Genomic DNA, 22,779 nt, shown 5'->3' on the forward strand with positions numbered 1-22,779 from the left:
GGTCTTCGACGGTCCGGACGTCCTGGCGCTCGACGACGCCAGCCACCCCGACGCTGTCCCGGTCATCTGGATCGACTACTGAGGGCCGGCGGCGGCGCTGCGGCCCGCCGCCCTCCCCCGCTTTGGGTGGCGAGAAGGGCGGGCCGGGCCGCAGCGCTCAACGGCCGCGCGGGGCGGAGCGAGGCGCGTGAGGTACGGCAGGAGGCGGTCCGCGCCCGGCGGCGGCCGGGAGGCCGCTCCGCGGCCGGTTCGGCCGCCGCCGGTGAACGCGCGGACCGCACAGACCCGCAGTCGGATGTGCCGGGCGCGTCCGCGCCCGTCTGCTAGTCCCCTCCTCCGACAGGCAGGCGCCGACCGAGGGGAATCTTTCGCCCGCCGAACTGGGCATTCGCCGAAACGCAGACCCAGAGTCGGCGAATCCACTAGACATGCAGACTCCAAGTCTGCATCATTGAGTTGTGGCCAGCGGAAAAGCGGGCCGAAATGGCAGCGAAAAGAGGCAGCATGAACACGGTGACCATCACTTCCTTCGGCTACGGACACCCGGAGGGCGCCCCGGAGGCCCACCTGACCCTGGACCTCCGCCGCCACTTCAGGGACCCGCACGTCAGTCCCCGGATGCGCTACCTGACCGCGGAGCACGCCGAGGTCCGCGAGACGGTCATGACCACCGCAGGCATCCGCGACCTGGTCATCGCGACGGCGGCCGCCATCGACGCCTACGCCGCCGGACCGTCCGCAGTCGAGACCACCGTGGCGGTGGGATGCGCCGGCGGCCGTCACCGCGCCGCGACGGTGGCCATGGCGCTGACCGCCCTGCTCACCGGGGACACCGAGATGGCGGCCGAGCTGGGCCTGGTCGACGTTCTGACCCGGCGCACCACCGCCCACCAGGTGACCCTCGTCCATCGGGACCTCGGCAAGGACGTCATCGCACGCTGACCCTCACCCCGACGCGCGGCCCCGGCCGGAGAACGGAGACCACTGACATGAGCGAGATCGCCCGAGTCACCGCAGTCGAGACCGCCGCCGACCGCCGCGGCTTCGAGACCGACGAGGCACTGACCGCCCTCGCCCCGGCAGCGGCTGCCGCCCTGCGGCTTCTCGCCGACGCCATCCGCCGCGGCACCAATCACGATGACGTGGTGGACGCGCTCAAGACGGCCGGGGTGCACGAGGCGTTCGCCAGCGTCCTGGACGCCGCGTCCACTGCGGTCTTCGACGAGATGGACGACCCGTACGACGACTTCGACGGACGGCTGAACGGGGAAAACCTCTCCAGCGCCGCTTCTGAGATCCGCGACACCTTCCGCTGGCTGTAGAAGCCGCCAGCGAGCGGGGTGCAGCCAGCATCCCGCTTTATCTAGCAAGAATGAGTGAGGGAGGACTAGGTGTTCCGGTACGACGGTGACGTCGATTTCACGGACCTGTTCTGTGGGGCGGGGGGCAGTTCGACAGGGTTGGTGGAGACCGGGTACGTCCTGCGCCTGGCGGCCAACCATGATCAGGTGGCGATCCGCACACACGCGGCGAACCACCGGTACGCCGAGCATCTGTGCGCGGACATCAACAACACGGACAAGCGCAGGCTGCCGAAGACCCGTGTGCTGTGGGGCTCGCCCATCTGCACGGAGATTGCCCCGGCCGGGGGCCGGCGCCGCACTCGCGGTCAGGTGGCGCTCGACCTGGATGGGCTTCCCCGCCAGGAGACGTTCTGCCGCACCCGGGCCACGGCTCTCGACATCATTGCGGCCACCGAGGTGCACCGCTACGACGTCGTCATGTGCGAGAACGTCGTCGAGTTCGCGACGGACTGGGAACTCTTCGACTGGTGGCTGAACGGGATGAAGATCCTCGGATACCGTCACCAGATCGTCTGCGCCTCGTCCGCGCACCTCGGCGACGAGACCAACGCCCTGGCGCCACAGATGCGGGACCGGCTCTACGTCGTGTTCACCCGCGAGGGGATCCGGCAGCCAGACCTGGAGGTCAGGCCCGCTGCGGTCTGCCCCGAGTGCGGCCCGGTCAGGGCCCGCCAGGTCTGGCGGAACCCGGCGCGCCGCCAGATCGGCAAATGGGGCGTCCAGTACGACTACCGCTGTCCCAATCGGCGGTGCGGCCACCAGATCCTCACCCCGACCACCCGGCCGGTCGCCGAGATCATCGACTGGGGCTTGGAGGGGCGCCGGGTCGGCGACGGCCGCCCGGACCGCAAGACGTTCACCCCGTACGCCGAGTCGACGCGGCGCCGGATCGCGGCGGGGCTGCAGATGTTCGGCGACGCCGCCCATGTGGCGGTCCTGCGCCGCAACGGCACGGCGGTGCCGGTCACCGGGACGGTGCCTGCCCTCTCGGCCCAGGGACGCCACCACGCGCTGGTGGTCCCCAACGGGCGCAAGGCGGCGGTTCGCACGACCGCAGAGCCCCTGAGCACCATCGCGACGCGGCCACACCACAGTCTCGTCGTTGGGCACCGGGGCGTATGCGCTCGATCAGTCGTTCCACCACCTGTTCCTCGGCGTCGCTGCGCTCCTCATCGCAGCTCTGTGACATGGGAATGTGCGGTCTATCAAGCTAGATAGACCGCACATTCCGCCCGCTGAAAAGCCATCAAGAAAGGCAGCGACATATGCTCACCGAACCCGCCGCGGTCTACTACGGAGTCCCGCTCTACGACTGCAACGAGGGGGCCATGGCGGAAACGACGAACCTCCGTCGCGCCATCGCCGCACTGAACCGGCTCTACCGCGTGTACGCCGGAGAGACCAACCTCGGTGCGGGCCCGGACATGGAGATCGACGTCCGCCGCGACATCGTCCCCGGTTGGGCCCGCACCGAGCTGCGGGACGACGGGATCTGGATCGTGAACGCAGACCCTGGGCATACCGGCGCCGTCCCGGTCTACTGGTACACCGCCCCGTGAACTCGGCATATGCGGTCTATCTGGCTAGATAGACCGCATATATCGCCCGCTGAAAAGCCATCGAGAAAGGCAGCAGTAAATGACGCAGCACGAGATCCCCGAGATGGACGCGGTGACCACCGCTCTCGCCGGCATCACCCTCGGCCTCGACCAGCTCCGCACCGTCGCGCTGGGCGACACCGCGGACGTCACCGACCTCGCCGAGGTCCTGCACGTCCTCTACGACGACACCACCTCCGGCCGCTCCGTACTCGACCAGGTCTCCGACCTGCTCAGCGACCTCGCCGCCCGGCTGCGGGACGAGGAGCTGGAGGACGAGGCCGAGGACCTGGAAGAGGCCGCCGCGTACGCCGGTGACTACACCGGCGAGCGCGTCGCCCGCGTCCGCCAGGCCCTGGTCTCCCCACAGACCAGCCACACCACCGTCTGACCACACCCGGCGAATACGCCGTTCGTTGTACCCGAGGGGTCGGACCGGCCCCAGAAGGAGAGGATCTGCCATGACTGTTGTTCCGGACGCCGAGCTGAAGGCCCGCATCGCCGAGATCAAGAAGCGTTTCGCTGCTGACTCAGCGGGCGGCACGCTGACCGTCCGCCGCGACGACGGCCTCTACCGGCACCTGGAGGTCGAGCTGAGCCCGAGGGCCAGCGCCTACCGGTTCGAGGTGATGACCTGGCCTGGCTCGCTGGCGATCACCGGGCACACCGGCAGCCACATCTTCCGTCGCGACGACGACATGATCGCCTTCTTCCGGGACTGCATGGCGAGCGGGACCACCTGGGAGCACGACACCCGCTACTGGGCTGAGAAGGTCCAGCCTCACGGGGAGCGCGACGTCGAGACCTACGCGCAGGACCGGGTCCGCGCCCACATCAAGCAGGCCGCCGAGGAGGCTGAGGGCGACCACCCGGGGCTGCTCGACGGCGTCGAGGAGTACTTCTTCTCGGACTACAGCGACGTCGACCTGGAGACCGAGGGCGGGGCACGGGCGGCCATCGCCGGGTTCGAGTTCGACGGGTTCGAGTTCGACACGAGCGGCTGGCAGTTCACCGAGTACGGGTACTGGTTCATCTACACCTGCGCGGCCCTCGCCTGGGCTGTGGAGCAGTACGACGCGCGCGTGCCCGCCGCTGTCTGACGGCCACTCAAGCCTGGGGGCCAGGGTCCTTCCGGACCCTGGCCCCCGCCATGCTTCTGGCCTGCAGAAACAAAACATGGCGACTGGAAGTCTGCGAACCCACTAGACATGCAGACTTCGAGTCTGCATTATTGTGTTGTGGCCAGCGAGAAAGCGGGCCAGAAAGTCAGCGAAAACGATGAGGGGACTTGCTATGAGCACGGAGAACTACGCCGAGGCGACCGACTCCGCGACCGTCATCCAGGCGGGCGGGGACGTCGACTACACCTACGTCAACGGCGACCAGACCGGGACCGTGATCAATGGCGATGTGAACGGCGGCGTCATCATCACCGGCGGATCGATCGGATCGATCGGATCGATCGGCTCCTGACCAACCCGGCGCCGTCCGACCTTCGCCCGCCGGTCGGACGCCGCCGGAGAGCAGCAGGCACTCAGCCCTCCAAGAGGCCCCCGGAGAACCGGGGGCCTCTTCGTTTGCCGCCCCCGCGCCCAGCTTGGTCCACCCGGTGTGCTCAGGTAAGGGCAGATCTCCGATCGTGCGTTCGGTGCTGAACCAGCTCCGCACTTCATGATCAAAAACAGGGGATGGACAAAGGGGGTTCCCCTACGGGGAACCCCGGCCCGATGGGGCCTGGACGGGAGGAGCGTGGCCGGTGGCGTGGCTGACGGCGATCACGGCGGACGACCAGGTGGAGTACCGGCTGCGTGCCCAGGCGGGCTGTGCCGTGCTCACGGTCGACGGGCCGACCGCGGACGCGCCGGTGGACTACCGGCTGCGCGCCGACGGGGACGGGGCCCTGATCTGGATGGGCAGCGGCCTCACGGATATCGGCCTCGTCGAAGGTGAGCGCCTGGATGACGAGGCGCGGGACGCTGCCCGCCGTCTGATGGCCGGGTGCCACCCAGAGACGGGGGCGCGGCTCGTGGCGACGCCGACGGGGGCGCGCGCGCATCCCGATGCCCAGCTCACCACCGCCCACCTCGTCGCCGCCGTCGAGGCTGCGGCAGCCGGGCGGGGCCTCACCGTCGAGGAGCTGCTCGACGGCAAGCCCAAGCAGCAACGCGCGGCTGCGCGCATGCAGCGGATGGTCCACCGCCGGGGCGAGGCCCACCGCTCCCTCCTCGGCCCGCTGCACAAGCTGGCGCGCGCCGCCGGCATCGACCTCGGCGACATCTACAGCCCCGAGGAACTGGAGCGCGCCCGGGCCAACGCCGACAAGCGCCTCGACAGCAGGGTGCGGGGCTGGGACCTCGTCCTCGATGTCCCCAAGAGCGACAGCGTGCTCGCCGGGCTCCTCGACGCCGAGCGCGCGGACGCCTACCGGGCCCTGGTGCACCAGGCCGCCGCCGACACCCTCCGGGAGCTGGAGCGGTGGACCGCCTACGCGGTCGGCAGCAAGGACGGCCGCCCCGTACGGCTGGCGGCCGGCGGGCTGCTGGGCTGGTCGGTGGAGCACCTCGCTGCCCGTCCAGTGACGGCTGGGCAGCCGGGCGATCCGCACCTGCACCTGCACCTCACCATCGCCAACATGGCCCGGTGCGAGGACGGGCGCTGGCGCTCCATCGCCAACTCCGGGCAGGACCTGCACCGCCACGCGTCCGCCGCCGACTCGTTTTTCAAGGCCCGCGTCCGCGCCCTGAGCGCCGAACAGTTCGGTGTCCAGCGCGAACAGCAGGAGCGGACTGGGGCCTGGGAGGTACGCGGCATCCCCGAGGAGCTGCGCGACAGTTTCGCCCGACGCGCGGCCGCGGTCGACGCCCAGGCCGGTACGGACGCCTCCCGCCAGGACAAGGCCCGCGTCAGCGCGCAGCTGCGCCGGGCGAAGGTCGAGGCGTCCACCGCCGCGATGCGCACGAGCTGGCGTGAGCGTGCACAGGCCGTCGTCGGCGACGTCGACGCCGTGGTCGCGGCCGCCGCGCCCGGCCCCGACGGTGGCGGGGATGGCTCCGGGTCGGGCGGGCCTGCCCGACCCGGCCCCCACATACCTCCGGCCGCCGATCTCGCCGCCGTCGTCTTCGACCCGCAGACCGGGCTGACCTCCTCACACAAGGAGTTCAGCCGGGCCCAGCTCCTGGCCGCGGTGGGCCGAGCGCTGCCCGGCGGCATCGACGGGGCACCCGGCACGCTCGACGCGCTCGCCGACGACGTCCTGGCCGTCGAGGGCTACGCCGTGCCGCTGCCGCCGCTCGGCTCCACCGTCATGACGTCCACCGCCCGCTACACCACCCAGGACATCCTCGACGCCGAGGCCCTGGTCCGCAGGGAGGCCCTGGACCGGTACGGCAGCGGCACGGTGCAACTGACCGCCGAGCAGGCCGCGGCCGCGCTCGACGTCTTCGAGATCGCGGCCGGGTTCGCCCTGTCCGCCGAGCAGCGCGCTGCGGTGACGCGGGTGCTGACCGCCGGGCACGGCATCGACGCCTTCGTCGGCGTCGCGGGCGCCGGCAAGTCGACGTTGATGGAGGCGTGCCGGATCGGCTGGGATGCCACCGGCGCCACCTACGCGGGCGCCACCTTGGCCTCGGCCGCCGCGAAACAGCTCACGGACGTGTCCGGCATCCCGGCCCGGACGGTGGCGTCCTGGCTGCAGCAGATCGAGAGCGGCCCGGGGCTGCGCGGCCTCGACGTCCTGGTCGTCGACGAGGCGACGATGGTCGACGATCGCGCGGCCGCCGTGCTGATGGCCGAGGCCGCGCGCACCGGCACGAAGGTCGTGGCGCTCGGCGACCACCTCCAGCTCCAAGCGGTCGGACCCGGCGGCTGGTTCCGCGAGACCCACCGTGTCGTACGGGGGCTGACGCTCACCGAGAACCGCCGCCAGGAGGACGCGGCCGAGCGCGCCGCGTTGGAAGTGTGGCGGACGGGCGACCACGACCAGGCCCTGCGGATGCTCGCCGACGGGGGCCGCGTCCACGCCGCCGAGACCGCAGACGAGGCTCGCTCACAGATCCTCATGGCCTGGGACGAGCTGCGGCGCGGGGAGTGGAGCGCCCCGTACGACCTCATCTCCCACATGGCGGTCCTCGCCGCCCGCAACGCCGATGTCGACGCCCTCAATCTCGGCGCCCAGCAGATCCGCCGGGCCGCCGGCGACCTGGGCGAGGAGCACACCTACGCGCTGCCCGGCGGCGCCGTCCTCACCCTGGCGGTCGGCGACGTCGTCCGCGTCCGCCAGAACGACTACCGCAGCAGGCGCGGGCAGGGCCCGGACATGCTCAACGGCTACCGCGCCGTCGTCACCGGACTCGACGAGCAGCGGCGCGTCGAGATCACCTGGCAGGTGCCCGACCGGACCGCCGACGGCGGCGTCCGGCACGAGTCGGGGTGGGTGACGCCCCAGCAGGTCGCCGGGGGCGCGCTCTCCTTGGGCTACGCCATGACGGTGGCCGCGGCTCAGGGGCTGACCTGCACCACATCCCTGCTGTACGGGCACGGCGCGGGCGCCTTCGCCACGTACCCCGGTCTCACCCGCGGGCGGCGGGAAAACCACCTCTGGCTCCCGCTCGCCGCAGTCGAGGACGCCGAGACACAGGCCCGGCTCGGGACAGCCCGCAGCGAGCGGGAGCGCCTGGAACGCGCGATCGGTGCCTTCGCTCGGTTCCTTGGCCAATCCCGGCCGGACAGCATGGTCTCCGACCGGCTCCACGCTCCTCCGGCCCCCGCACCGGTGCCGCCGCAGCGCGTCGTCGCCGCGGACGAGGCCCGCGCCGAAGCTGAGCGCAGGCGGGCGCCGTCGGTGCGGGCGGCCCGTGCGAAGTCCACGGCGATCCAGCGCACCGAGCCGGAGGCGCCGCGGCTCTCCCGGGAGCGTCTGGAGGCCCTGCGCCGCATGACGGACGAGCGGGAGGTCGAGCCGTGGACGTCCCGTCCGTACGGGACGGACACCGACCGGCAGTTGGCCGCCCGGATCGCGCAGTACCGTCAGGCGGCCCGGGACTGCGACGAGCGGGCCCAGAAATCCGAGCAGGAGCGGCAGGAGCTATCGGAGCGCCTGGAGGCTGCCGCCCGTACGGGGCAGACCCGGGGACAGGTGTGGGCCGCCGAGGCCGGAGCGGTCCTCGACCAGGCGCAGCAGTTGCTCTCCACGGTGCACCGCGACCTCGACACGGCGGCGCAGCAGGCGCGCACCGCCGAGGAGCGCACCGAGTGGCTCACCGAGCTGTCCGCGCTGGATAACAAAGGCTGGCTCGCCCTGCGGCTGGCCAGGACCTCTCGCAAGGAGCACCGCGAGTCGACCCGGCAGTACACGGCCGAGCGGGCGGCCGCCTGGCAGCAGGCGAGCCGTGCGCGGACCGAGGCCCGCCAGCACCTGACGCAGGCATGGTCCCTCGTGAGCAGCAGCCCGTACGCCGAGGCGCTCGGGGCCCGCAGGCCGGTGCCCGGCACCGTCGAGGACGTCTCCGAGGCCCTGGACGAGATGCGGTCCGTCGCCTCCCGGAAGGGACATGAGCGCGACGTACGCGACCAGCAGCGCCTCGGCACCCTCGCGCAACAGGCAGCCACCCAAAAGGGGCGGGCAGAGTCGTTGCGCGGCTCCGCGGCCGTCGCCCGCGCCGAGCAGCAGCAGCGCACGGCCATCGCTGAGATGTTCCCCCGCCTGCACCAGCAGGAGACGGCGGGCCGGGCCGAGCGCGCCGAGTCGCAGCGTCAGCGGACCGCAGCACAGCAGCAGGCCACGTACGCGTACGACCAGCCCACCCCCCGGGCGCCCCGGGGATTCTCCCTGTAGACGCGGGACGGCCCCGGTCCGTCGAAGACGGACCGGGGCCGAGCCTGTCCGGGGTCAGGCCCCGGCCCCAAGAGCGTCGAGGCATCGCTGGACACGGGCGGCGTGGATGCGGTGGGCCTTGCGGCCAGCGGGTGACGTCATCCGCGCGGAGCGCTCGACCATCGCCGCGTGCACGCTGGCCGGGGCGCTCGCCCGCACCGAGTAGCCCTGTCCCCGGCGGATCGTCGGCCCGGCGGCGAGCGCCTGGCGGATCGTGTCGTCGGCGACGTCGGCCAGGTGCTCGGCGACCAGGCCGGGGACATCGACCACCATCGCCGGGTCGGCAGCCACCGCCTGACCCTCGTCGCCGTCGAGCAGCGAGGACAGGTCGTCGGGCACCTCGCGGGCCCCGGCGGCATCCAGGACGCGGCGGATGGTCTTCGGCGAGGTGCCGTGCCGCCGGGCGAGCGCCTTCACCGCGGCCCCTTCCTGGTGCGCGAGGACGATGTCGGCGGCCTGGTCCTCGCTCAGCGCGGACGGCCGGCCCAGCCGCTTCCCGGCCTCCGCCGCCGCCGCGACGCCTTCCACGGTGGACTCCGAGATCAGCTCGCGCTGGAACTGCAGCACCGCGGCAAGCACGTTGGTCACCATCGTCGTCCCGGAGTCTTCGGCCGCGAGGTCGATCCCGGAGAGCAGGCCGGACTGCACCTGCAGGTGCAGCCCCCGCCTGGCGAGCACCGGACGCAGGGCCAAGACGTCGGCCACGGAGCGGAACAACCTCGACGCGTCGGCGATCCGGATGGTGTCGCCGACCGCCGCCTCGTCCAGCAACTGCTTGAAGCCGGTGCGGTGGATGGACAGGATGCGGCTGGACGTCGCCGGGTCCTCGTACACCGGGGCGCCGACCTCGATGAGGACCTTGAGCGCGAGGCGCTGGCGGGCATCGGTCTGCTTGTCCGTGCTGTGGCGCAGGTACAGGCGGTCAGTCATGACCGCCGCCCGCCCCCTGTGGGCCGGTGTGCAGCCGGATCGCGCGCTCCACGCGGGCGTGCTCGACTCGGGCCCAGTCAGCAAGCAGGGCTGCCAGGCGGTGGACGTCGCCTCGGAGATCGAGCGGGAGATACCTCATGACCTCCTCGATCAGCCGCAGAGCCGCGCTCGCCGAGAAGCCCGGCGCGGACCGGGTGCAGGCCCGGTGCGTGCACCGGTCCAGCTGGCCCAGTTCCCGGCGCAGTCGCTTGAACCGGACGTGGTCGCCTCCCAGTTCGGTGGCGGTCTTCACCCGCTGGGTGAGTTCGTCACGGATGCCGTCGTAGACCGTGTGCCAGGCCGCGGCGATGGGCCCGGCCTCGTCGGCGGGGACGCCATGGTCGATGAGCTGAGTGACGTTCATGCGCGGTGGACCCTCTCGTCATCACCCAGCTCGGTCAGGGCGAGCAGCGCGGCGTACTCGTCCGCGTCGATACCCAAGGGCCGGGCCTTACCTTCAGCGGTGTCGGTGCCGTACAGCCGGTGCTGCCCGAGGGCCCAGGCGTAGAGGATGCCGCGAGCCCGGCTGGGGCTGACGTCGAGCGCCGCCGCGACCTCAGCCCACGTGGCTCCCAGTTCGATGGTCTCGCGCACCGTGATGCCCTGCTGGTACCCGATGTCCCGGCAGATGGATTCCCCCAGGGCGAGGGTTGCAAGGGCGTCGCTGGCATCACCCCGCTCGACCTCGTACGGGAAATCGGCGGGCAGATCAAGGTTGCGGAGCCGGTCGGTGTGCGCGGTCAACCGCTCCATCTGCCACGGCAGAGGAACCGGCCCGCCGGTCTCCAGGCGGACGTCGTCGGGTCGGCGGACGGTCAGGGACTTCCAGTGCTCGTGGTCGGCCGTGCTCACAGAGGACTCCTCATGGGGTAGGTGACGCCGTGGTGGGTGGGCTGCTCAGAGCGGGGTGACGATGTCGTGGGCGGCCGTGAAGCCCTCCGCGATCAGGGTCTGCGGGGTGGCCTTTCGTGCGAGGGAGTGCTGCCAGGCGAGGACATCGTCGGGCACACGGCGGTTGGCCGGCCTCTTGCTGTTGCGGGCCCGGCAGATGTCGAGGTGGGGGAGGAATCGCAGGCCGACGATCGGGCGCCCGTGCCGCCGGGCCTGCTCGATGAGGTCGGCCCGGATGCCCGGCTCCACGTTGGTGGAGTCGAGGAAGACAGTCGTCCCGGTGCTCAGGTGCTGGGCGAGGAGCTGGTTCTGCCGCTCCACAGCAGCGGGGGTGACGGTCTGGTCACCCTCGTCGGTGCCGATCTGTCCGCGCAGGAAGTCGAGGGAGAGCAACTCCTCGATTGCCGCCTCGTTGAGGAAGGCATCGTCGGCGAACCTCGTCTTGCCTGCGGCACCGGGGCCGATCGCGACCACCAGCGTGCCGGGCTCCAGGTCCCGCAGCACGCTGGTGTCCACCGCCCGTGACTTGCGCACCTTTTGGGTGGTGATCGGTTCGGCGCCCGCAGCGATCCAGCGCTCGGGACCGTCGGCGCGGGTGTGATGCCAGTTCTGCGGTGTGCCGATGATCTGCTCGGCCCACTCCATCGCCGCCTCGACATCGCGGTCGAAGTCCTCGTCGGTGAAGGTCTTGTGGGAGTCCAGGTAGCGCCCCCCGTCGCGGTGGAGCTGCCAGCCGAAGACGTATCCGGCGAGGTCGAACTGGGCTCGGGCGAGGACGTGTAGGGACATGGGTTCCCCTCGGTTCGGCCGTGCCGGGGCGGCTCGGCGTCCGGTCACCACCCTAGGGGGCGAAAAGGGGGGGCGCAAGTACGGAATGGATTCCAATGGATCCATCAGGCCCTAGAGCCCGTTTTTCACCCTTTTGGGCTAGCTGCCGCAATGGATCACGGGAGGGGGGCGGAAACGATCGTTTCCGCCCCCCTTGGGGCGACGGATCAACGAACGCTTGTCGCTGTCAGGTTGACCTGACAGCGGGGGTGATGTCAGGGTGTCCTGACGCTTCTACTTGGGGAGTACGAGATGTGGGATGACGATCGTGACGGGCGCCGCCATCACGAGGGCTTGGCGCGCGCTCTGACTGTCAACGGCGAGCCGGACCGGCGGATCTGGAATGGGCATAAGTGGCAGGAATGGGACGCCTGGAGCGAAACCGGCTCGGTGACCTTCCACCTGTACCCCGGAGACCCGGTGGCCCTGCGTGCCGAGTGCCAGTGCGTTTGGCACGGCCCGAGCCGTGCGCTAAATGCGGCGAACCCCTCTGCGACCGCCGCGCAGGTGAAGGCGGACTGGGAGGAGCACATCACCGGCGCTACCGTCGCCGACCCGCCGCGCGAGGTAGCCGAGGAGCTGAGCGACCTCGTGCTTCGCCTCTACAGCCTCGCCGAAGAGCGACCGCTCGCCGCCCTCGGAGCGCTGCGCGACCTGGAGGCAATCATCGAGCCGCAGCGAAGCATTGCGGTGGGCCGCGCGCGAAGGGCGGGCGAGTCCTGGCAGAAGGTCGCCACCGCACTCGGTGTCGCCCGCCAGTCCGCCTGGGAGAAGTACAAGTTCGCCGGGACCGGAGCAGATGTCGACGCCGCCTACGCGAAGGCTGAGGCCCCGACCTCCTGACGCCCCGCCCCTCGAAGGCGGCCCCGCCCACCCGGCGAGGCCGCCTTCGACCGTTTTCGCCTCCCCTGCTGATCGGACCAGCCCAAGCAGAGAGCCCCGGCGGCGACTACCCACCAGGGCTCTCTGCTCCATCTCGGACGACGCCGCTACGGGCGCGGCCATGCGGCCGGGGTAGTCGGTGGGAGCGGGATCTCGTCCAGCCTCAGCCACCGCTCCTGGCCCACTTCGTCCGGCAGGCGGAAATGCACGTCCCCGGACTCCCTGTCCGCTTCGTACGGGGCGTCTCCGACCCCGCGCAGCAGGGCCCGCAGTCTTGGGTGAGGGGCCTGCATCGCCCGGCCGCGGACACCGTCTCCGCGGAAGGCGATCAGGGCGAAGGACGCGACGTTCACCCCGGTACGCAGGTGGCCGTCCGCGTGGGCGATGGCTTCCGGGTGCTCCACGATGGAGGCCAGCGCCTGGCGCTCGGCGACCGTGTAGCCCAGCGCCAGGTCCCCCCGCTGCAGTACCACCTGAGCCCCTGGCGTCATCATCAAATCGCCCTGCGTGCCGTGGGTCGACAGGGCCACCTTGCCGACCATCGGGCCCATCCCGATCTCGCGGACTTCCTCGAACTGCTCGACCGTGGCGTCTACGAATCGTTCGGCTTCAGGCAGGACGAGCACGCAGTGGCCGTTCCACGAGGTGCCGGTCCAGCTGGGCGTGAGCGAGCCGTACCGGGTTCCGCCTCCGTCCGGGGTCCGGATCGTCAGGTCGACCGGGAGCAACTCGGCCCGCACTCCGAGCTGCCCGTATGCGTTGCGCAGCGTCATGCATGCGTCGACACATACGTTCGCCGGCATGCGGCCGTCGACGAGCGCTGCCCATAGGTACGGCAGCACCAGTTCCACCAGCTGATCTGGTTTCGCGTGCTGCAGCATCCGCGCCGTAAGGTCCAGACTCCCCCGCAGCGGCAACCCGCCGCCCGGCAACACCGGAGCCGCCCCGCGCGGACGCGGTACCGATGGACTGCTTGGGGCCCGCTTCTGAGGCGTTCGGTGCTTCCTGCCCCGCTTTTGCTTCGACATGGGCAGAGACTGCCCCACAGCACACGTTGACCATGCCGCCTGAAGACAGACAGGTGTGAGGACCGGTCTCCTCAGAGGACTTCGCCCTTCGTACGAAGCCGTCAGGTCTCCACGAGCCCGGCCGGGGGCAGGGTGCCAGCCTCCATCGCCGCATCAGCCAAGCGGTCTCCACTCCCGCAACCACCCCACGCGCCGGTACCGTGAGGGGCCTTGCACCGGCGGGAGGGCACATGGATACGCGGTACGAAGTGCGGGTCGGACGGATCACTGGCCAGACTGCCGACCCCCAGATGGAAGCGTTCTACGACGCCGCGCTGTTCGGGGACTCCACGTACTTCGAGAAGGCTGAACCCCCGCTGGCGGTCACCACCTGGACTTTGTGTTGCCCGACATGCGGAGCGGACCGCGACTTGGCGGTGCGCGGCACCCGTACGCACCTGGAGAGCGTCACTTGCCCCGCTGGGCACACCTGGGTCCCCTGGCCGGGGGACCCCGCCCTGGGCCGGCAGGCGATGGAGAAGATCTTCGAGGTGCTCGACCCTCAGCACGTCTGACCGGTCCATCCCCTGCTTAGGGCGTGACCTGGGATTCTGCGATGTAATCGGCTGCTTCCTCCTCGGTGATGTGCATCTGCCATCGGGCGTACGCCGTGACCACAAGGTCTGCAGGCTCCGTGGCCCGCGGCCCGTAGTCACCGAACAGGGAGCCCCTGGAGTTCCGTTCGGTGAGTTCGCGTGCTGCTGCTGTCAGCCGTCGGCGGCGCAGCTCTGCACCCAGCATCTTGAACATTAGCCACTCTCCGCTCTCGTGCTGTCGGCCGTGCTTCACATGAGGGTGGTGATCCTGAAGTCGCCGGGAGTGCAGATCTCTCGCAGCGGCTCGCACAGATGCTCGGCCCGGTGCCACGCCTCAAGCTCCACGATCGGCCCGATGGCGCAGTACACGCGCCACGAATCGCACACCTCGCAGTCCGGCTGCCGCTCAGGCAGCCACTCGCTGTGGGTGAGGATCAGGTGGTTGTCCAGGTCGACCCGGCTCGTGGTGAGGGGCAGACCCCAGTCGCGCGGCTCCGCGCCGTAGCGCCGGGAGCCGATGAGGTTCATGCCGTACTCGACGGCGAACTTCCTGCACTCGTCGCAGGCCGCCATGCGCTCGATTAGTTCGGGGACGGGGAACACTGGCCCTCCTACCGGTGCGCCTGGAGGCGCTGGTCGATCCAGTCGGGCAGCGGCGCCACCGGTACGTCGCGGACGATGAGGTACGGCAAGCCCTCGACAACGGAGCCGGGCCCGACAAGGTACCCGCCGCTTCGGCGGCCGGGGCCGCGGACGTCGATCCCGGGCCCGAGCGGGGACCGTCCGCCGGAGACGCTGCCGATGGTGCAGTCCGCCGGCACCCGGAAGTACAGGTGCAGGCCCTGGTGCGGCGTCATGACGGTGAAGGTCTCCGGCCAGTCGGCCAGGCCCCGGATGTCGAGCTGGGTCCGCAGCGTCTCGATGCCGTTGCGGGCCGGGCCGTCGGCCTCATGCACGTCCAGGTCCAGAGCGACGACCTGCGACGCCCGGCAGCCGACGCCGACGTTCGCGCCGTCGGCGAGCAGCTGCACGAGCGCGGCCGGATCGGACGTCGCGCGCCGCTGCCACCCGGGTGTCGGGACCCGGCCGCCGGCGGGCAGCGGGAACAGGGCCAGGCCCCGGCCCGCCGCCCGTACGGCGGCCTCGACGTCGGTCGCCGTGCTCATGCGGCCTCGTCCTCGTCGTCCTCGTAGCAGCAGCACTCGCCGTAGGGGTCGCCTCCGCCGCCGGCCCCGCACTCCGGGCAGGCGTTGGGGTCGTCGTCCGGGTCGTAGTCGCCGGTCGCGGCCCGCATCTCCTCGTGCCTCCAGCCGGTGCAGTCGTACTCGCAGCCGCAGCCCCGCTCGCACTCCGGGCAGATCATGCCCATCAACCAGCCGCACCGGTCGCACAGGACCTGGTTGCGCGGGTCAGCCTGCTCCTGCCGGAGGTAGGCGACGGCCTGCGTGTACTCGGTGATGTCGATGTACTCGGCGAGGTACTGCTCCAGGGTCTCGCGCTCGTCGGCGTCGGGGTGGTCCAGGAGCGCGATTGCGCAGGCGTGTTTGATGCCCAGCTCGTCCTTCAGGTTTTTCAGGGCCTTCTTGCGCTTGTGGTTCTTCGGCATCTCAAGCTCTCGTTTCCGCGGCTCGCGGTGATCCCAGACTCACCGACCGCCAAGAGCGAGGCCAGCAAAGGTGATGTGCATGAGGTGGCTCGGCGCGGAGCACCTGCGGTAGTACGCGATCGGTCTGGGCCGATCGCACCGGGCCTTGAGCCGGGCCCACGGCCCAAGGCCGCGGCCCGACTGTAGCAACAAGTTGATCCGCAGTCAGCGAACCCGATTGGCGAGCCTCGTAGCGGCGTCGCGCAGTGCGCTGTGCGCGTCGCGGCTGCGGTCCCGTCCTGCGGCGAGCGCCGCCTCCACCGTCACGTCGAACCGCCCGTTCTGGGGTTGCCCGACCTCGATGTCGCTCAGTTCCAGGGCACTCCACGCGGCCTCGTCCGAGGCGGCCCGCAGCGCCGGGTCGGTCGTCGTCAGCGCGAGCCGGTCGCGCGCTCGGGTGACCGCGCTGCGGGCCCGGTATCGGGTCGCCCGGTCGACCGGTTCCCCCTCCCCCGCCCGCAGAGCGTCGACCTGGAGCCAGTGCAGTTCCCGGTACTCCAGTACTGCGTCGAGCAGGTCACCGACCCTGTCAGCCACCGTCTGCCGGTGCTGGTCGGCCTGGGCACGCCGCTCCGTCCACCGCTGCGTCACGCTGGCGAGCAGCACACCCGCCAGCGTGCCGAGGACCGCGACCACGTTCCCCCACATCACACCCTCCCTCAGATTTACGCCCGCAATATTGCGGGCTTTTTCGCTGCTTTCTTTGGCCCTGGTGCCACCCAAAGCGGGGGAGGGCGTTCGGGCGCCTCCTCCGCTGCCGGGTGCTGGTCAGATGCCGGACAGGCGCTGGATCTGCGGCCCCGTGAGGGAGCCGCGGACGTCCAGTTCGTACGCGATGGCCTCGACGCCCTGCCAGTGGAAGCGCAGCAGCTGGTCGGCCAGGCGCTCCGCGTCGCTGCGTGCCTTCTCGGGGTCCACGCCGCACTCCGTCGCGGTGTCGGTGATGTGGCTCAGGTCGCTGTCGGCCTGCCGCTCGGCGTAGTCGAGCGGCAGGCGGCTGGCACGGATGTCCTTGAGCCAGTGCAGCTGTGCCCGCAGGCCCGCCACTGCCATGGCGTTGTGGTACGTCAGCAGCATCTCGGGCGCCGGGCCGTAGTCGGTCTGCCCGTGGTTGAGGCCGTTGCCGGTGATCCTCATCCCGGTGATGCGGTGCCCGGTGGCCAGGCCGACGACAGCGTGGCCTGCCTCGTGGATGGTGACGCTCCGGCCCAGCGCGGCAGGGCCCAGCTCGTCGAGGATCTGACGCATCCGCGTCGAGCTGCAGCGCAGTGCGACGCCCTCCCAGGCGGCGGTGTTGAGTCGGAGACCGGCGTGCAGGCGTACGGACATGATGCTGACCCTCCCCATTCCCGCCCGCCTTTTGGCTGGCGATAATCCAAGTATGCAGACTCTGAGTCTGCATGTCTAGGTGGGCGGTACCGTGCCGGGATGGATCTGACTGCGGCCGCCTGTATCGAGTCCCTCGGTGTCCTGCTCCGCCCCGCGTGGGTGGACCCGTCGTCCGTCTGGGACGTGCCGGTCGGGACGGTGATCGTCACGACGCCCGGATGTGACTGCGCATCGAGCGACTGTCCGACCTGGCGGTCGTCCCGGCAGCCTCTGGCCTGTCCCGCGTGCGCCGCCGTCGAGGAGCTGCACCTGCGGGGGAGGTGGGACGGCGATCCTGTCGTGTGGTGGTGCGAGACCTGCGAGCACCGCTGGACCTACCCCGATGCCGATTGGAGCACCGCCGCGCTGCGGCAGGCGATCCTCACGGCGGGCCCGCCGTCAGTCTGACCAGCAGCACAGCGGCACCACCCGCTGGCGGCGGCGCGGCGCCCAGGCGTCGCAGCTTTGGGGCAGGTGGTGGTCTTGCAGCACAGCGGCGATCTGCTGGGCGCCCAGCACCAGCTCGGCCCTCAGCCGTTCGGTGAGCGCGGTGAGCGCCGCGGCGGCGGTGGGCATGGCGAGCAGGCGGCGGGCGTCGGCGGCCGCTTGGGTCCGGTCGACGACCAGGCCGTCGGCTTCGTAGCCGTCGATGTGGGCGCGGTCACCGGAACCGCCGTAGTCGACGCACCGGCGTAGTTCCGGGTGGGTGTAGCCCGCGGCCGCGAGCATGTCGGCCTGGGCGGGCGCGGCGCCGATCCAGACGACCGAGAAGTGCTGCGCGTCGGCCTCGCCGGTCAGGTCGACCACTCCTCCGAGCCGCTGGTCCCGGTCGGTGTCCAGCCTCATGCCGCGGGGGGTGAGGCCGACCATCCAGGCCAGGACGGCATGGGCGCTCTCGTGCACGGCGGCGGAGTCCCACCAGACGGTGTCGGGCAGCAGGGCGGTGCACCAGATCTCCGCCGGGTGTACCGGGTCGGCGGACGCCGGCGGGGTGTGACCGGCGAGGATGCCCGCGTGCGCGGCGCGGTGGCGGACGTCGTCGGCGGCGGTCCTCACCTGGGCGCCCCGGTGAGCGGGACGTCGGCGAGGTGGGTCCAGGTGAGGTGCCGACCGTCATGCTCCTGTGCCACGAGAGTGAGCCGGTCGATTCCGATCGCGGTGGGCTCACCCGGGTGGTCGGAGAGCGCGATCCGTATCGCCCGGCGGTCTGCGGGTTCGTCGGTGCCGTAGGCGAGGGCGAGGTGCGGGTAGTAGCCGGCGGGCCTGCGTTCGTAGCGGGCGCCGGTCACCTCCGCGTCGGCGCGGGTGGTGATCTCCCAGAGCTGGCGGGCCGGTGCTCCCGGGCGCGCCGTGCTACCCGGCGCCGCACCCTCCCGACAGTGACGAATATTCGCTACATTGTGGCGACTGTTCGTCACTCTGGTTGGGAGGGGCTTCTCATGCCTCCGCGTTACGCCACCGACGATGACGCCCTCTACCGCGGGCTCGACATCACCATCTCGCTCACCCCGGAGGAAGCCGCGCTCCTCGGCCCCGACGCCCGGCAGATCGCGGCCGCCGCCGAGGTCCTGCTGCTGGCCCTCGCCCGTCTGCGCGAGGGCGCCGCCCTCCCGCAGGAGGAGATTGACGCGCTGGACGAGATGCGCGGCGGCTACACCGACGTCCTCGCCGCCGTCGGCCGGCACCTGCAGCCCCGCATCGAGGGCGTGCTCGCCGCCGCGATCCGCGCGCACGCCGACCGCGGCGACCGGGACTCCGACCTCGGCCGGGCCCTAGCGGTGCCCCGGTCCACCGCCGTCTCCCGCCGCCTCGCCATCCAGGCCCGCGGCCGGGACGAGTGGGAGACCTGGGCTGTCACGGCGCCCGCCACCTCAGTCTGACCGCCCGTACGGACAGGGCCCGCGCCGTTCGGCGCGGGCCCTTCGCCGTGCCGCGGGCGGCACCGGGCTCAGCAGTCCTCGCCGGTCCAGGCCATCAGGGCGTGGGCCTGGGCGCGGCCGCCAAGCGTCCCGCCGCCCGCCTCCAGCTGGCGCCGCACCGCCCCGGCCGCCTCCGCCACGACCCGCTCGGCCTCCGCCGGCGCCCCGCCCAGCAGCGCGGAGCGCTGCTCGGCGCCGAGGTCGTCCGGCGCGGGCGCCGCACGCAGCGCCGCCAGCCCGTCGCGCTCCAGCACCCGCAGCACGTCGGCCAGCTGCACACCGCGCAGCCCGGGGCCGGGAGGCAGACCGGCGCCCGCCTGGTGCAGGGCGGCCGCGACCGTCACGACCAGCTCCCGGCGCCACGCGGTCATCCACTCCGCGCGGGCGGCGTCCTGCTGCGCCGACAGGTCCCAGCCGACGAGGGCGTCCGCGCCGGAGACCGCGTGCTCCCACCCCGTCACCGGCGTCCGCGCCGTCATCGTGCCTCCGCCTGCGCCCGCATCCGCACCAGCAGATCCGCCATGCCCGGCTCGTCGACCCGGGCCACCCTCATGACGTACGCCAGCGCCGTACGCCCGATCTCCTCCGCCGCGCCGCCGCAGGCCGCCCACCGCTCCACCGCGTCCACCAGCAGCCGCGAGACGCCCGCCACCGGATCGGAGACAATCCGCTGCTCGACCTTCGCGGCGGCCCGCGGCGTCCGCGCCCGGCCGGCGCCCGCCGCGCGGAGCATCAGCCGCTCCGCGGACTGCGACAGCCAGCGGGCCGTCCACACCCCCAGCTCGGGCGCCTCCGCCTCGATGTACCGCGCGGCCTCGGCGTCCTCCCTGAACAGCGCCTCCAGGTACCGCAGCACCAGCCGTGCCTCGGCCGCCCGCATCTCCTCCGCCATGCCATCCCCTCCTCATACCGGATCTCTCGTACCGGGACCCGCAGTCTCCCCCACCGAGGGCGGCGGATTATCTAGCTAGAGTTCGCCCATGAAGTCCTTCGTCGTCGCTGTCGAACCCACCGTGCTCTCCTCCCTCAAGGACGTCACCAAGGCCGCCCGGACGGCCGAGGAGGACTGGCTGACCTCGCAGCGAGAGGCCGAGGGCATCCCGTACCTACGGGGCCGGGCCCTGAGCGAGGCCCGAGGCCGGGTCCGGGCCCGGTTCGCCGCCGAGCGAGCCGCCGGCCGCCTGGCCGGGACCCGTGACCTCATCCTCGCCCGCGAGGTCCGCGCCGAACTCACCCGCCGCGGCATGGATGGCCCGTACAAGCCGGTGCCCGACGAACACCAGGGCGCGCCCGGACGCCGTGTCGGCGCCGGTCCCCGCCACTACGGCCGCAGCAGCGAACTCGACCCCACCCCTTACACCGCTCGCATGGCACTGCGCCTGCCCGACGCCCTGGGCGAGCAGCTGCTCCGCGCCTGCCACTGGGTGTCCGCCCCTGCCGTCGAGGCGCTCTGGGCCTGGCAGCAGACCTGGGGAGACGGGCCCGAGATCACCCGCCGCGAGGCCGCCCGCCGCGGCGGCGTCACTCTCTTCGACCTCATCGCCGCGGCCATGGCCCCCCGTCCCACCGCCGATGACCTGCTCGTCAAAGCCCAGCTCCAGGCCCAGATCGTCACCACCGGCGACGTCCTCCGCACCGCCGCCGAGCGCGCGACCAGCTGATTTACAGTTTTTCCGCTGGCTGTTTAGCTGACCATTCAGCCAGCTTGTCAGCTTGCTTTTCCGCCTACCTGATCGGCACTCTGCAGACAACACAAGCAGAGGAGCACCATGGCCGTTGACGGGCTGGACACCATCGCAGAGGTGTCCGAGAAAGGCGGGGTGGGGAAAACCTCCATCGCCGCCGGCATGGCGGCAGTCGCCGCCGAGTGGGGCCTCAATGTCGGCGCCGGGGACCTTGACCCCCGCTGCACCCTCACCGACGAGATGGGCATCGTCGAACCCGAGAAGTCGGTGAACGACATCTTCTACACCGACCCGAAAAAACGCCCCCGGGACCCAGCAGAGATCGCCCACGAGGTACTCCAGCCCGCCGGCCCCGCATGGCCGTCCAACGTCAAGGTCCTCCCGTGCATCCGCGAGTTCGCGAACAGGGAGACGGACTCCACCACCGGCATGGAATTCCGGTTCAAGAGAGCCCTCTGGGGTCTGCGCGACGACCTCGACCTCGTCGTGCTGGACGTCCCTCCACGCCCCGGCGGAAAAATCGCGGGCGCCGCACTCATCGCCGCACGCAAGGCCGTCATCCCCGCCACTCTCACCGCCGACGGATACAGCGGGGCCGTCGAGGCGATGAAGAGCATCGAGCACATCAACGGTCCAGGCGGCCACAACGAAGAACTCGAAGTGAGCTGCGTCGTCCGCAGCATCGTCCCCCGCAGCTCAGAGAAACGACAGATCCACCTCGACTGGGAAAACCGCCTCATCGAGGACTTCGGCGACCTCGTCACCTCGACCGTCCTCAAGAACTACGCCGTACGAGAGACCGCCCGGACCGCCTGCGCGCCCATCACCGCCGCACCCGGCCGCGAAGCCAAGCTGCTCATCCAGGCGTACGGCGAGATCCTCACCCACACCCTCCCTCACCTCAAGGAGCTGCGCTGATGGCTACCTTCCTCGACAAAGCCCGTGCCGCCCAGGAGGAAAAGCGTAGGAGAAACGAGAAGGACCCCGCCGACCTCAGCGACGCCCGGGAGCCGGACTGGGACAACCCCGACACCTGGGGCGGGCCCCCGACAGATCCCGAACATTCCGCCAGCCCAAACGCAGGCGACAAAGCGACACCTCCGCCAGCCCCACCCGCTCCCCCTAGCAATCCATACGCACCCCGACGCCGCGGCCGCCCCCGCGGCCCACAGCGGATCCGTGTCACCGTACGGCTCCTCACCTCCACCAACCGCAAACTGAGCGCCGCCGTGGAGCAGACCGGCCTCAACCCCCAGACGATCGTCGAAGACGCGCTGGAAGCCCACTTCCGCAAACTCAAGATCGAAGATCCTGCCGCAGATCAGCCCTGACACCCAACCGGTCCGAGCCCGGCATTCGAGGTCCTGACCTTCAGGTATTCCTTCGACTCCTTGAATCGGTGGGAGCCTGCTGCCTCCTCATCCTCTCGATGCTCTGCGTGACCCGCCCCTCCGCGAGGAGCAACTGCTGACCAGCGGTCGCGCTCCGGACCTGCCGCCGCACCTCCTCGTACCTCGCGTACGCGACCTCGATGCAGTAGCCAGTCTCCTTGTACGGCGAGCCCGGCGCGAAGCAGTGCGCGAGCCGCAACTCCTTCGTGCCGGGCTGTGCCCATGGCTCGACTCCGTGGATATGCCACGAGCAACAGTGCTCGCACCACACCCGAACCTCGTGGACCTTCGCGATGGGTTCGCCAGCCAGGAATCCGAGCAGCACCGGTACCCGGGTCTCTGCGCTCACACCGTCCATGGACCGCACCGTAGCGCGCTGCACTGGCAACTCTCGGCCTGAACAGCCACCCAAAGCGGGGGAGGGCTTGCCGGGGTCCGGGACGGTACCCGGCTGCCTGCGCGTGGGAACTGCGTGGGAACCCGTGGGAAGTTCCCACGGGTTCCCACGCCCCATCTGACCTGCTGTTTTCACTCGAATTACACCTCTCTCGTGGTAACCGTGGGAACGACCCTCCAGCCCTAGCGCGTAAGAATGAAAAGGAGCCCCTAAATACGCGTACGTGGAGGGGTAGGGGATCGTTGCCACGCTTCCCACGCAAGGTGTCTGAGAGTCGCAAAACCGCAGCTCATAGGGTGCGTGGTAACCGTTGAACGTTCCCACGGGTTCCCACGCGGTTCCACGCTTTAGATCGGCATACGTGGCT

At 71.0% G+C, this 22,779-nt stretch carries 31 protein-coding genes; 15 read left to right on the forward strand and 16 right to left on the reverse strand.

What is annotated here, in order from left to right; all coding sequences use genetic code 11:
- Positions 1-504: 504 nt before the first annotated feature.
- The 8 genes from ACZ4U4_RS30490 (at position 505) to mobF (ending at position 8,795) form a co-directional block, all read left to right on the forward strand.
- Positions 505-942 (forward strand): RapZ C-terminal domain-containing protein, encoded by a 438-nt coding sequence (locus ACZ4U4_RS30490; RefSeq protein WP_467881076.1) that lies wholly within the window; start codon positions 505-507, stop codon positions 940-942.
- A gap of 47 nt (positions 943-989) precedes the next feature.
- A complete protein-coding gene (locus ACZ4U4_RS30495; protein WP_467881079.1) occupies positions 990-1,322 on the forward strand; it encodes a hypothetical protein in 333 nt (110 codons plus the stop codon).
- 69 nt (positions 1,323-1,391) lie between these two features.
- On the forward strand, positions 1,392-2,582 hold the full coding sequence (locus ACZ4U4_RS30500) for a DNA cytosine methyltransferase (protein WP_467881082.1): 1,191 nt from the start codon (positions 1,392-1,394) through the stop codon (positions 2,580-2,582).
- 47 nt (positions 2,583-2,629) lie between these two features.
- The gene (locus tag ACZ4U4_RS30505) at positions 2,630-2,923 is read left to right on the forward strand and encodes a hypothetical protein (protein ID WP_467881085.1); all 294 of its coding nucleotides are present in this window, start codon (positions 2,630-2,632) and stop codon (positions 2,921-2,923) included.
- A 79-nt stretch (positions 2,924-3,002) separates the two neighbouring features.
- Entirely contained in the window at positions 3,003-3,353 is a 351-nt protein-coding gene (locus ACZ4U4_RS30510; protein ID WP_467881087.1) for a hypothetical protein, read from the forward strand.
- Between the two features lie 70 nt (positions 3,354-3,423).
- Positions 3,424-4,062, forward strand: coding sequence for a hypothetical protein (locus ACZ4U4_RS30515; RefSeq protein WP_467881090.1), 639 nt, complete (start codon positions 3,424-3,426; stop codon positions 4,060-4,062).
- Between the two features lie 193 nt (positions 4,063-4,255).
- A complete protein-coding gene (locus ACZ4U4_RS30520; RefSeq protein WP_467881093.1) occupies positions 4,256-4,435 on the forward strand; it encodes a hypothetical protein in 180 nt (59 codons plus the stop codon).
- Positions 4,436-4,718: 283 nt separating this feature from the next.
- A complete protein-coding gene (gene mobF, locus ACZ4U4_RS30525; protein ID WP_467881096.1) occupies positions 4,719-8,795 on the forward strand; it encodes a MobF family relaxase in 4,077 nt (1,358 codons plus the stop codon).
- Between the two features lie 54 nt (positions 8,796-8,849).
- On the opposite strand, the gene ACZ4U4_RS30530 is transcribed toward mobF, so the two are convergent.
- From ACZ4U4_RS30530 to ACZ4U4_RS30545, 4 genes are read right to left on the reverse strand one after another with little or no spacing between them, the layout of a single operon-like run.
- Complete coding sequence (locus ACZ4U4_RS30530; RefSeq protein WP_467881099.1) at positions 8,850-9,764, reverse strand: recombinase family protein; 915 nt, start codon at positions 9,762-9,764, stop codon at positions 8,850-8,852.
- On the reverse strand, positions 9,757-10,167 hold the full coding sequence (locus ACZ4U4_RS30535) for a hypothetical protein (protein ID WP_467881102.1): 411 nt from the start codon (positions 10,165-10,167) through the stop codon (positions 9,757-9,759). Before ACZ4U4_RS30535 ends, ACZ4U4_RS30530 begins: the two co-directional genes overlap by 8 nt.
- Entirely contained in the window at positions 10,164-10,655 is a 492-nt protein-coding gene (locus tag ACZ4U4_RS30540; RefSeq protein WP_467881105.1) for a hypothetical protein, read from the reverse strand. The genes ACZ4U4_RS30535 and ACZ4U4_RS30540 overlap by 4 nt, the downstream gene beginning before the upstream one ends.
- Before the next feature lie 45 nt (positions 10,656-10,700).
- On the reverse strand, positions 10,701-11,483 hold the full coding sequence (locus ACZ4U4_RS30545; RefSeq protein WP_467881108.1) for an AAA family ATPase: 783 nt from the start codon (positions 11,481-11,483) through the stop codon (positions 10,701-10,703).
- Between the two features lie 291 nt (positions 11,484-11,774).
- Between ACZ4U4_RS30545 and ACZ4U4_RS30550 the strand changes: the two genes are divergently transcribed.
- Positions 11,775-12,365 (forward strand): hypothetical protein, encoded by a 591-nt coding sequence (locus ACZ4U4_RS30550; RefSeq protein WP_467881111.1) that lies wholly within the window; start codon positions 11,775-11,777, stop codon positions 12,363-12,365.
- 146 nt (positions 12,366-12,511) lie between these two features.
- Here the strand turns inward: ACZ4U4_RS30550 and ACZ4U4_RS30555 are convergent, their stop codons facing one another.
- Positions 12,512-13,285, reverse strand: a complete 774-nt coding sequence (locus ACZ4U4_RS30555; RefSeq protein ID WP_467881114.1) for a hypothetical protein — start codon at positions 13,283-13,285, stop codon at positions 12,512-12,514.
- Between the two features lie 437 nt (positions 13,286-13,722).
- Between ACZ4U4_RS30555 and ACZ4U4_RS30560 the strand changes: the two genes are divergently transcribed.
- Complete coding sequence (locus tag ACZ4U4_RS30560; protein ID WP_467881117.1) at positions 13,723-13,986, forward strand: hypothetical protein; 264 nt, start codon at positions 13,723-13,725, stop codon at positions 13,984-13,986.
- Positions 13,987-14,002: 16 nt separating this feature from the next.
- On the opposite strand, the gene ACZ4U4_RS30565 is transcribed toward ACZ4U4_RS30560, so the two are convergent.
- The 6 genes from ACZ4U4_RS30565 to ACZ4U4_RS30590 form a co-directional block, all read right to left on the reverse strand.
- Positions 14,003-14,221: a hypothetical protein gene (locus ACZ4U4_RS30565; RefSeq protein WP_467881119.1), complete on the reverse strand. Its 219-nt coding sequence runs from the start codon at positions 14,219-14,221 to the stop codon at positions 14,003-14,005.
- A 35-nt stretch (positions 14,222-14,256) separates the two neighbouring features.
- The gene (locus tag ACZ4U4_RS30570; RefSeq protein WP_467881121.1) at positions 14,257-14,610 is read right to left on the reverse strand and encodes a hypothetical protein; all 354 of its coding nucleotides are present in this window, start codon (positions 14,608-14,610) and stop codon (positions 14,257-14,259) included.
- Between the two features lie 8 nt (positions 14,611-14,618).
- Positions 14,619-15,173, reverse strand: a complete 555-nt coding sequence (locus ACZ4U4_RS30575; RefSeq protein WP_467881124.1) for a bifunctional DNA primase/polymerase — start codon at positions 15,171-15,173, stop codon at positions 14,619-14,621.
- Positions 15,170-15,613, reverse strand: a complete 444-nt coding sequence (locus ACZ4U4_RS30580; RefSeq protein ID WP_467881127.1) for a hypothetical protein — start codon at positions 15,611-15,613, stop codon at positions 15,170-15,172. Before ACZ4U4_RS30580 ends, ACZ4U4_RS30575 begins: the two co-directional genes overlap by 4 nt.
- A 204-nt stretch (positions 15,614-15,817) precedes the next feature.
- On the reverse strand, positions 15,818-16,300 hold the full coding sequence (locus tag ACZ4U4_RS30585; RefSeq protein WP_467881129.1) for a hypothetical protein: 483 nt from the start codon (positions 16,298-16,300) through the stop codon (positions 15,818-15,820).
- 120 nt (positions 16,301-16,420) lie between these two features.
- The gene (locus tag ACZ4U4_RS30590; protein ID WP_467881132.1) at positions 16,421-16,981 is read right to left on the reverse strand and encodes a hypothetical protein; all 561 of its coding nucleotides are present in this window, start codon (positions 16,979-16,981) and stop codon (positions 16,421-16,423) included.
- A 99-nt stretch (positions 16,982-17,080) separates the two neighbouring features.
- Between ACZ4U4_RS30590 and ACZ4U4_RS30595 the strand changes: the two genes are divergently transcribed.
- The gene (locus ACZ4U4_RS30595; RefSeq protein WP_467881135.1) at positions 17,081-17,428 is read left to right on the forward strand and encodes a hypothetical protein; all 348 of its coding nucleotides are present in this window, start codon (positions 17,081-17,083) and stop codon (positions 17,426-17,428) included.
- On the opposite strand, the gene ACZ4U4_RS30600 is transcribed toward ACZ4U4_RS30595, so the two are convergent.
- Together ACZ4U4_RS30600 and ACZ4U4_RS30605 are read right to left on the reverse strand one after the other, a co-directional pair.
- On the reverse strand, positions 17,420-18,076 hold the full coding sequence (locus tag ACZ4U4_RS30600; protein WP_467881136.1) for a hypothetical protein: 657 nt from the start codon (positions 18,074-18,076) through the stop codon (positions 17,420-17,422). The genes ACZ4U4_RS30595 and ACZ4U4_RS30600 overlap by 9 nt on opposite strands.
- On the reverse strand, positions 18,073-18,309 hold the full coding sequence (locus tag ACZ4U4_RS30605; RefSeq protein ID WP_467881138.1) for a hypothetical protein: 237 nt from the start codon (positions 18,307-18,309) through the stop codon (positions 18,073-18,075). The genes ACZ4U4_RS30600 and ACZ4U4_RS30605 overlap by 4 nt, the downstream gene beginning before the upstream one ends.
- Before the next feature lie 150 nt (positions 18,310-18,459).
- On the opposite strand from ACZ4U4_RS30605, the gene ACZ4U4_RS30610 reads away from it, so the two are divergent.
- Positions 18,460-18,900, forward strand: a complete 441-nt coding sequence (locus ACZ4U4_RS30610; RefSeq protein ID WP_467881140.1) for a hypothetical protein — start codon at positions 18,460-18,462, stop codon at positions 18,898-18,900.
- Positions 18,901-18,968: 68 nt separating this feature from the next.
- On the opposite strand, the gene ACZ4U4_RS30615 is transcribed toward ACZ4U4_RS30610, so the two are convergent.
- A complete protein-coding gene (locus ACZ4U4_RS30615) occupies positions 18,969-19,418 on the reverse strand; it encodes a hypothetical protein (protein WP_467881143.1) in 450 nt (149 codons plus the stop codon).
- Positions 19,415-19,831: a hypothetical protein gene (locus tag ACZ4U4_RS30620; RefSeq protein WP_467881146.1), complete on the reverse strand. Its 417-nt coding sequence runs from the start codon at positions 19,829-19,831 to the stop codon at positions 19,415-19,417. Before ACZ4U4_RS30620 ends, ACZ4U4_RS30615 begins: the two co-directional genes overlap by 4 nt.
- Before the next feature lie 88 nt (positions 19,832-19,919).
- On the opposite strand from ACZ4U4_RS30620, the gene ACZ4U4_RS30625 reads away from it, so the two are divergent.
- From ACZ4U4_RS30625 to ACZ4U4_RS30635, 3 genes are all read left to right on the forward strand, one after another.
- Entirely contained in the window at positions 19,920-20,600 is a 681-nt protein-coding gene (locus ACZ4U4_RS30625) for a hypothetical protein (RefSeq protein ID WP_467881148.1), read from the forward strand.
- 108 nt (positions 20,601-20,708) lie between these two features.
- Positions 20,709-21,542 (forward strand): ParA family protein, encoded by an 834-nt coding sequence (locus ACZ4U4_RS30630; protein WP_467881150.1) that lies wholly within the window; start codon positions 20,709-20,711, stop codon positions 21,540-21,542.
- Positions 21,542-21,955, forward strand: coding sequence for a hypothetical protein (locus tag ACZ4U4_RS30635; protein WP_467881153.1), 414 nt, complete (start codon positions 21,542-21,544; stop codon positions 21,953-21,955). Before ACZ4U4_RS30630 ends, ACZ4U4_RS30635 begins: the two co-directional genes overlap by 1 nt.
- A 40-nt stretch (positions 21,956-21,995) precedes the next feature.
- On the opposite strand, the gene ACZ4U4_RS30640 is transcribed toward ACZ4U4_RS30635, so the two are convergent.
- Positions 21,996-22,373, reverse strand: a complete 378-nt coding sequence (locus tag ACZ4U4_RS30640) for a hypothetical protein (protein ID WP_467881156.1) — start codon at positions 22,371-22,373, stop codon at positions 21,996-21,998.
- Positions 22,374-22,779 lie beyond the last annotated feature (406 nt).

This window comes from Streptomyces sp. NPDC029159 (genome assembly GCF_055564055.1).

Coding starts and splice junctions, on each gene's coding strand:
- ACZ4U4_RS30535 (WP_467881102.1), bottom strand. CDS start 10,167: ATGAACGTCACTCAGCTCATCGACCATGGCGTCCCCGCCGACGAGGCC.
- ACZ4U4_RS30505 (WP_467881085.1), top strand. CDS start 2,630: ATGCTCACCGAACCCGCCGCGGTCTACTACGGAGTCCCGCTCTACGAC.
- ACZ4U4_RS30530 (WP_467881099.1), bottom strand. CDS start 9,764: ATGACTGACCGCCTGTACCTGCGCCACAGCACGGACAAGCAGACCGAT.
- ACZ4U4_RS30630 (WP_467881150.1), top strand. CDS start 20,709: ATGGCCGTTGACGGGCTGGACACCATCGCAGAGGTGTCCGAGAAAGGC.
- ACZ4U4_RS30555 (WP_467881114.1), bottom strand. CDS start 13,285: ATGCTGCAGCACGCGAAACCAGATCAGCTGGTGGAACTGGTGCTGCCG.
- ACZ4U4_RS30550 (WP_467881111.1), top strand. CDS start 11,775: ATGTGGGATGACGATCGTGACGGGCGCCGCCATCACGAGGGCTTGGCG.
- ACZ4U4_RS30615 (WP_467881143.1), bottom strand. CDS start 19,418: ATGACGGCGCGGACGCCGGTGACGGGGTGGGAGCACGCGGTCTCCGGC.
- ACZ4U4_RS30495 (WP_467881079.1), top strand. CDS start 990: ATGAGCGAGATCGCCCGAGTCACCGCAGTCGAGACCGCCGCCGACCGC.
- ACZ4U4_RS30545 (WP_467881108.1), bottom strand. CDS start 11,483: ATGTCCCTACACGTCCTCGCCCGAGCCCAGTTCGACCTCGCCGGATAC.
- ACZ4U4_RS30640 (WP_467881156.1), bottom strand. CDS start 22,373: ATGGACGGTGTGAGCGCAGAGACCCGGGTACCGGTGCTGCTCGGATTC.
- ACZ4U4_RS30520 (WP_467881093.1), top strand. CDS start 4,256: ATGAGCACGGAGAACTACGCCGAGGCGACCGACTCCGCGACCGTCATC.
- ACZ4U4_RS30580 (WP_467881127.1), bottom strand. CDS start 15,613: ATGCCGAAGAACCACAAGCGCAAGAAGGCCCTGAAAAACCTGAAGGAC.
- ACZ4U4_RS30595 (WP_467881135.1), top strand. CDS start 17,081: ATGGATCTGACTGCGGCCGCCTGTATCGAGTCCCTCGGTGTCCTGCTC.
- ACZ4U4_RS30625 (WP_467881148.1), top strand. CDS start 19,920: ATGAAGTCCTTCGTCGTCGCTGTCGAACCCACCGTGCTCTCCTCCCTC.
- ACZ4U4_RS30575 (WP_467881124.1), bottom strand. CDS start 15,173: ATGAGCACGGCGACCGACGTCGAGGCCGCCGTACGGGCGGCGGGCCGG.
- ACZ4U4_RS30510 (WP_467881087.1), top strand. CDS start 3,003: ATGACGCAGCACGAGATCCCCGAGATGGACGCGGTGACCACCGCTCTC.
- ACZ4U4_RS30610 (WP_467881140.1), top strand. CDS start 18,460: ATGCCTCCGCGTTACGCCACCGACGATGACGCCCTCTACCGCGGGCTC.
- ACZ4U4_RS30620 (WP_467881146.1), bottom strand. CDS start 19,831: ATGGCGGAGGAGATGCGGGCGGCCGAGGCACGGCTGGTGCTGCGGTAC.
- ACZ4U4_RS30560 (WP_467881117.1), top strand. CDS start 13,723: ATGGAAGCGTTCTACGACGCCGCGCTGTTCGGGGACTCCACGTACTTC.
- ACZ4U4_RS30585 (WP_467881129.1), bottom strand. CDS start 16,300: ATGTGGGGGAACGTGGTCGCGGTCCTCGGCACGCTGGCGGGTGTGCTG.
- ACZ4U4_RS30490 (WP_467881076.1), top strand. CDS start 505: ATGAACACGGTGACCATCACTTCCTTCGGCTACGGACACCCGGAGGGC.
- ACZ4U4_RS30590 (WP_467881132.1), bottom strand. CDS start 16,981: ATGTCCGTACGCCTGCACGCCGGTCTCCGACTCAACACCGCCGCCTGG.
- ACZ4U4_RS30635 (WP_467881153.1), top strand. CDS start 21,542: ATGGCTACCTTCCTCGACAAAGCCCGTGCCGCCCAGGAGGAAAAGCGT.
- ACZ4U4_RS30565 (WP_467881119.1), bottom strand. CDS start 14,221: ATGTTCAAGATGCTGGGTGCAGAGCTGCGCCGCCGACGGCTGACAGCA.
- ACZ4U4_RS30515 (WP_467881090.1), top strand. CDS start 3,424: ATGACTGTTGTTCCGGACGCCGAGCTGAAGGCCCGCATCGCCGAGATC.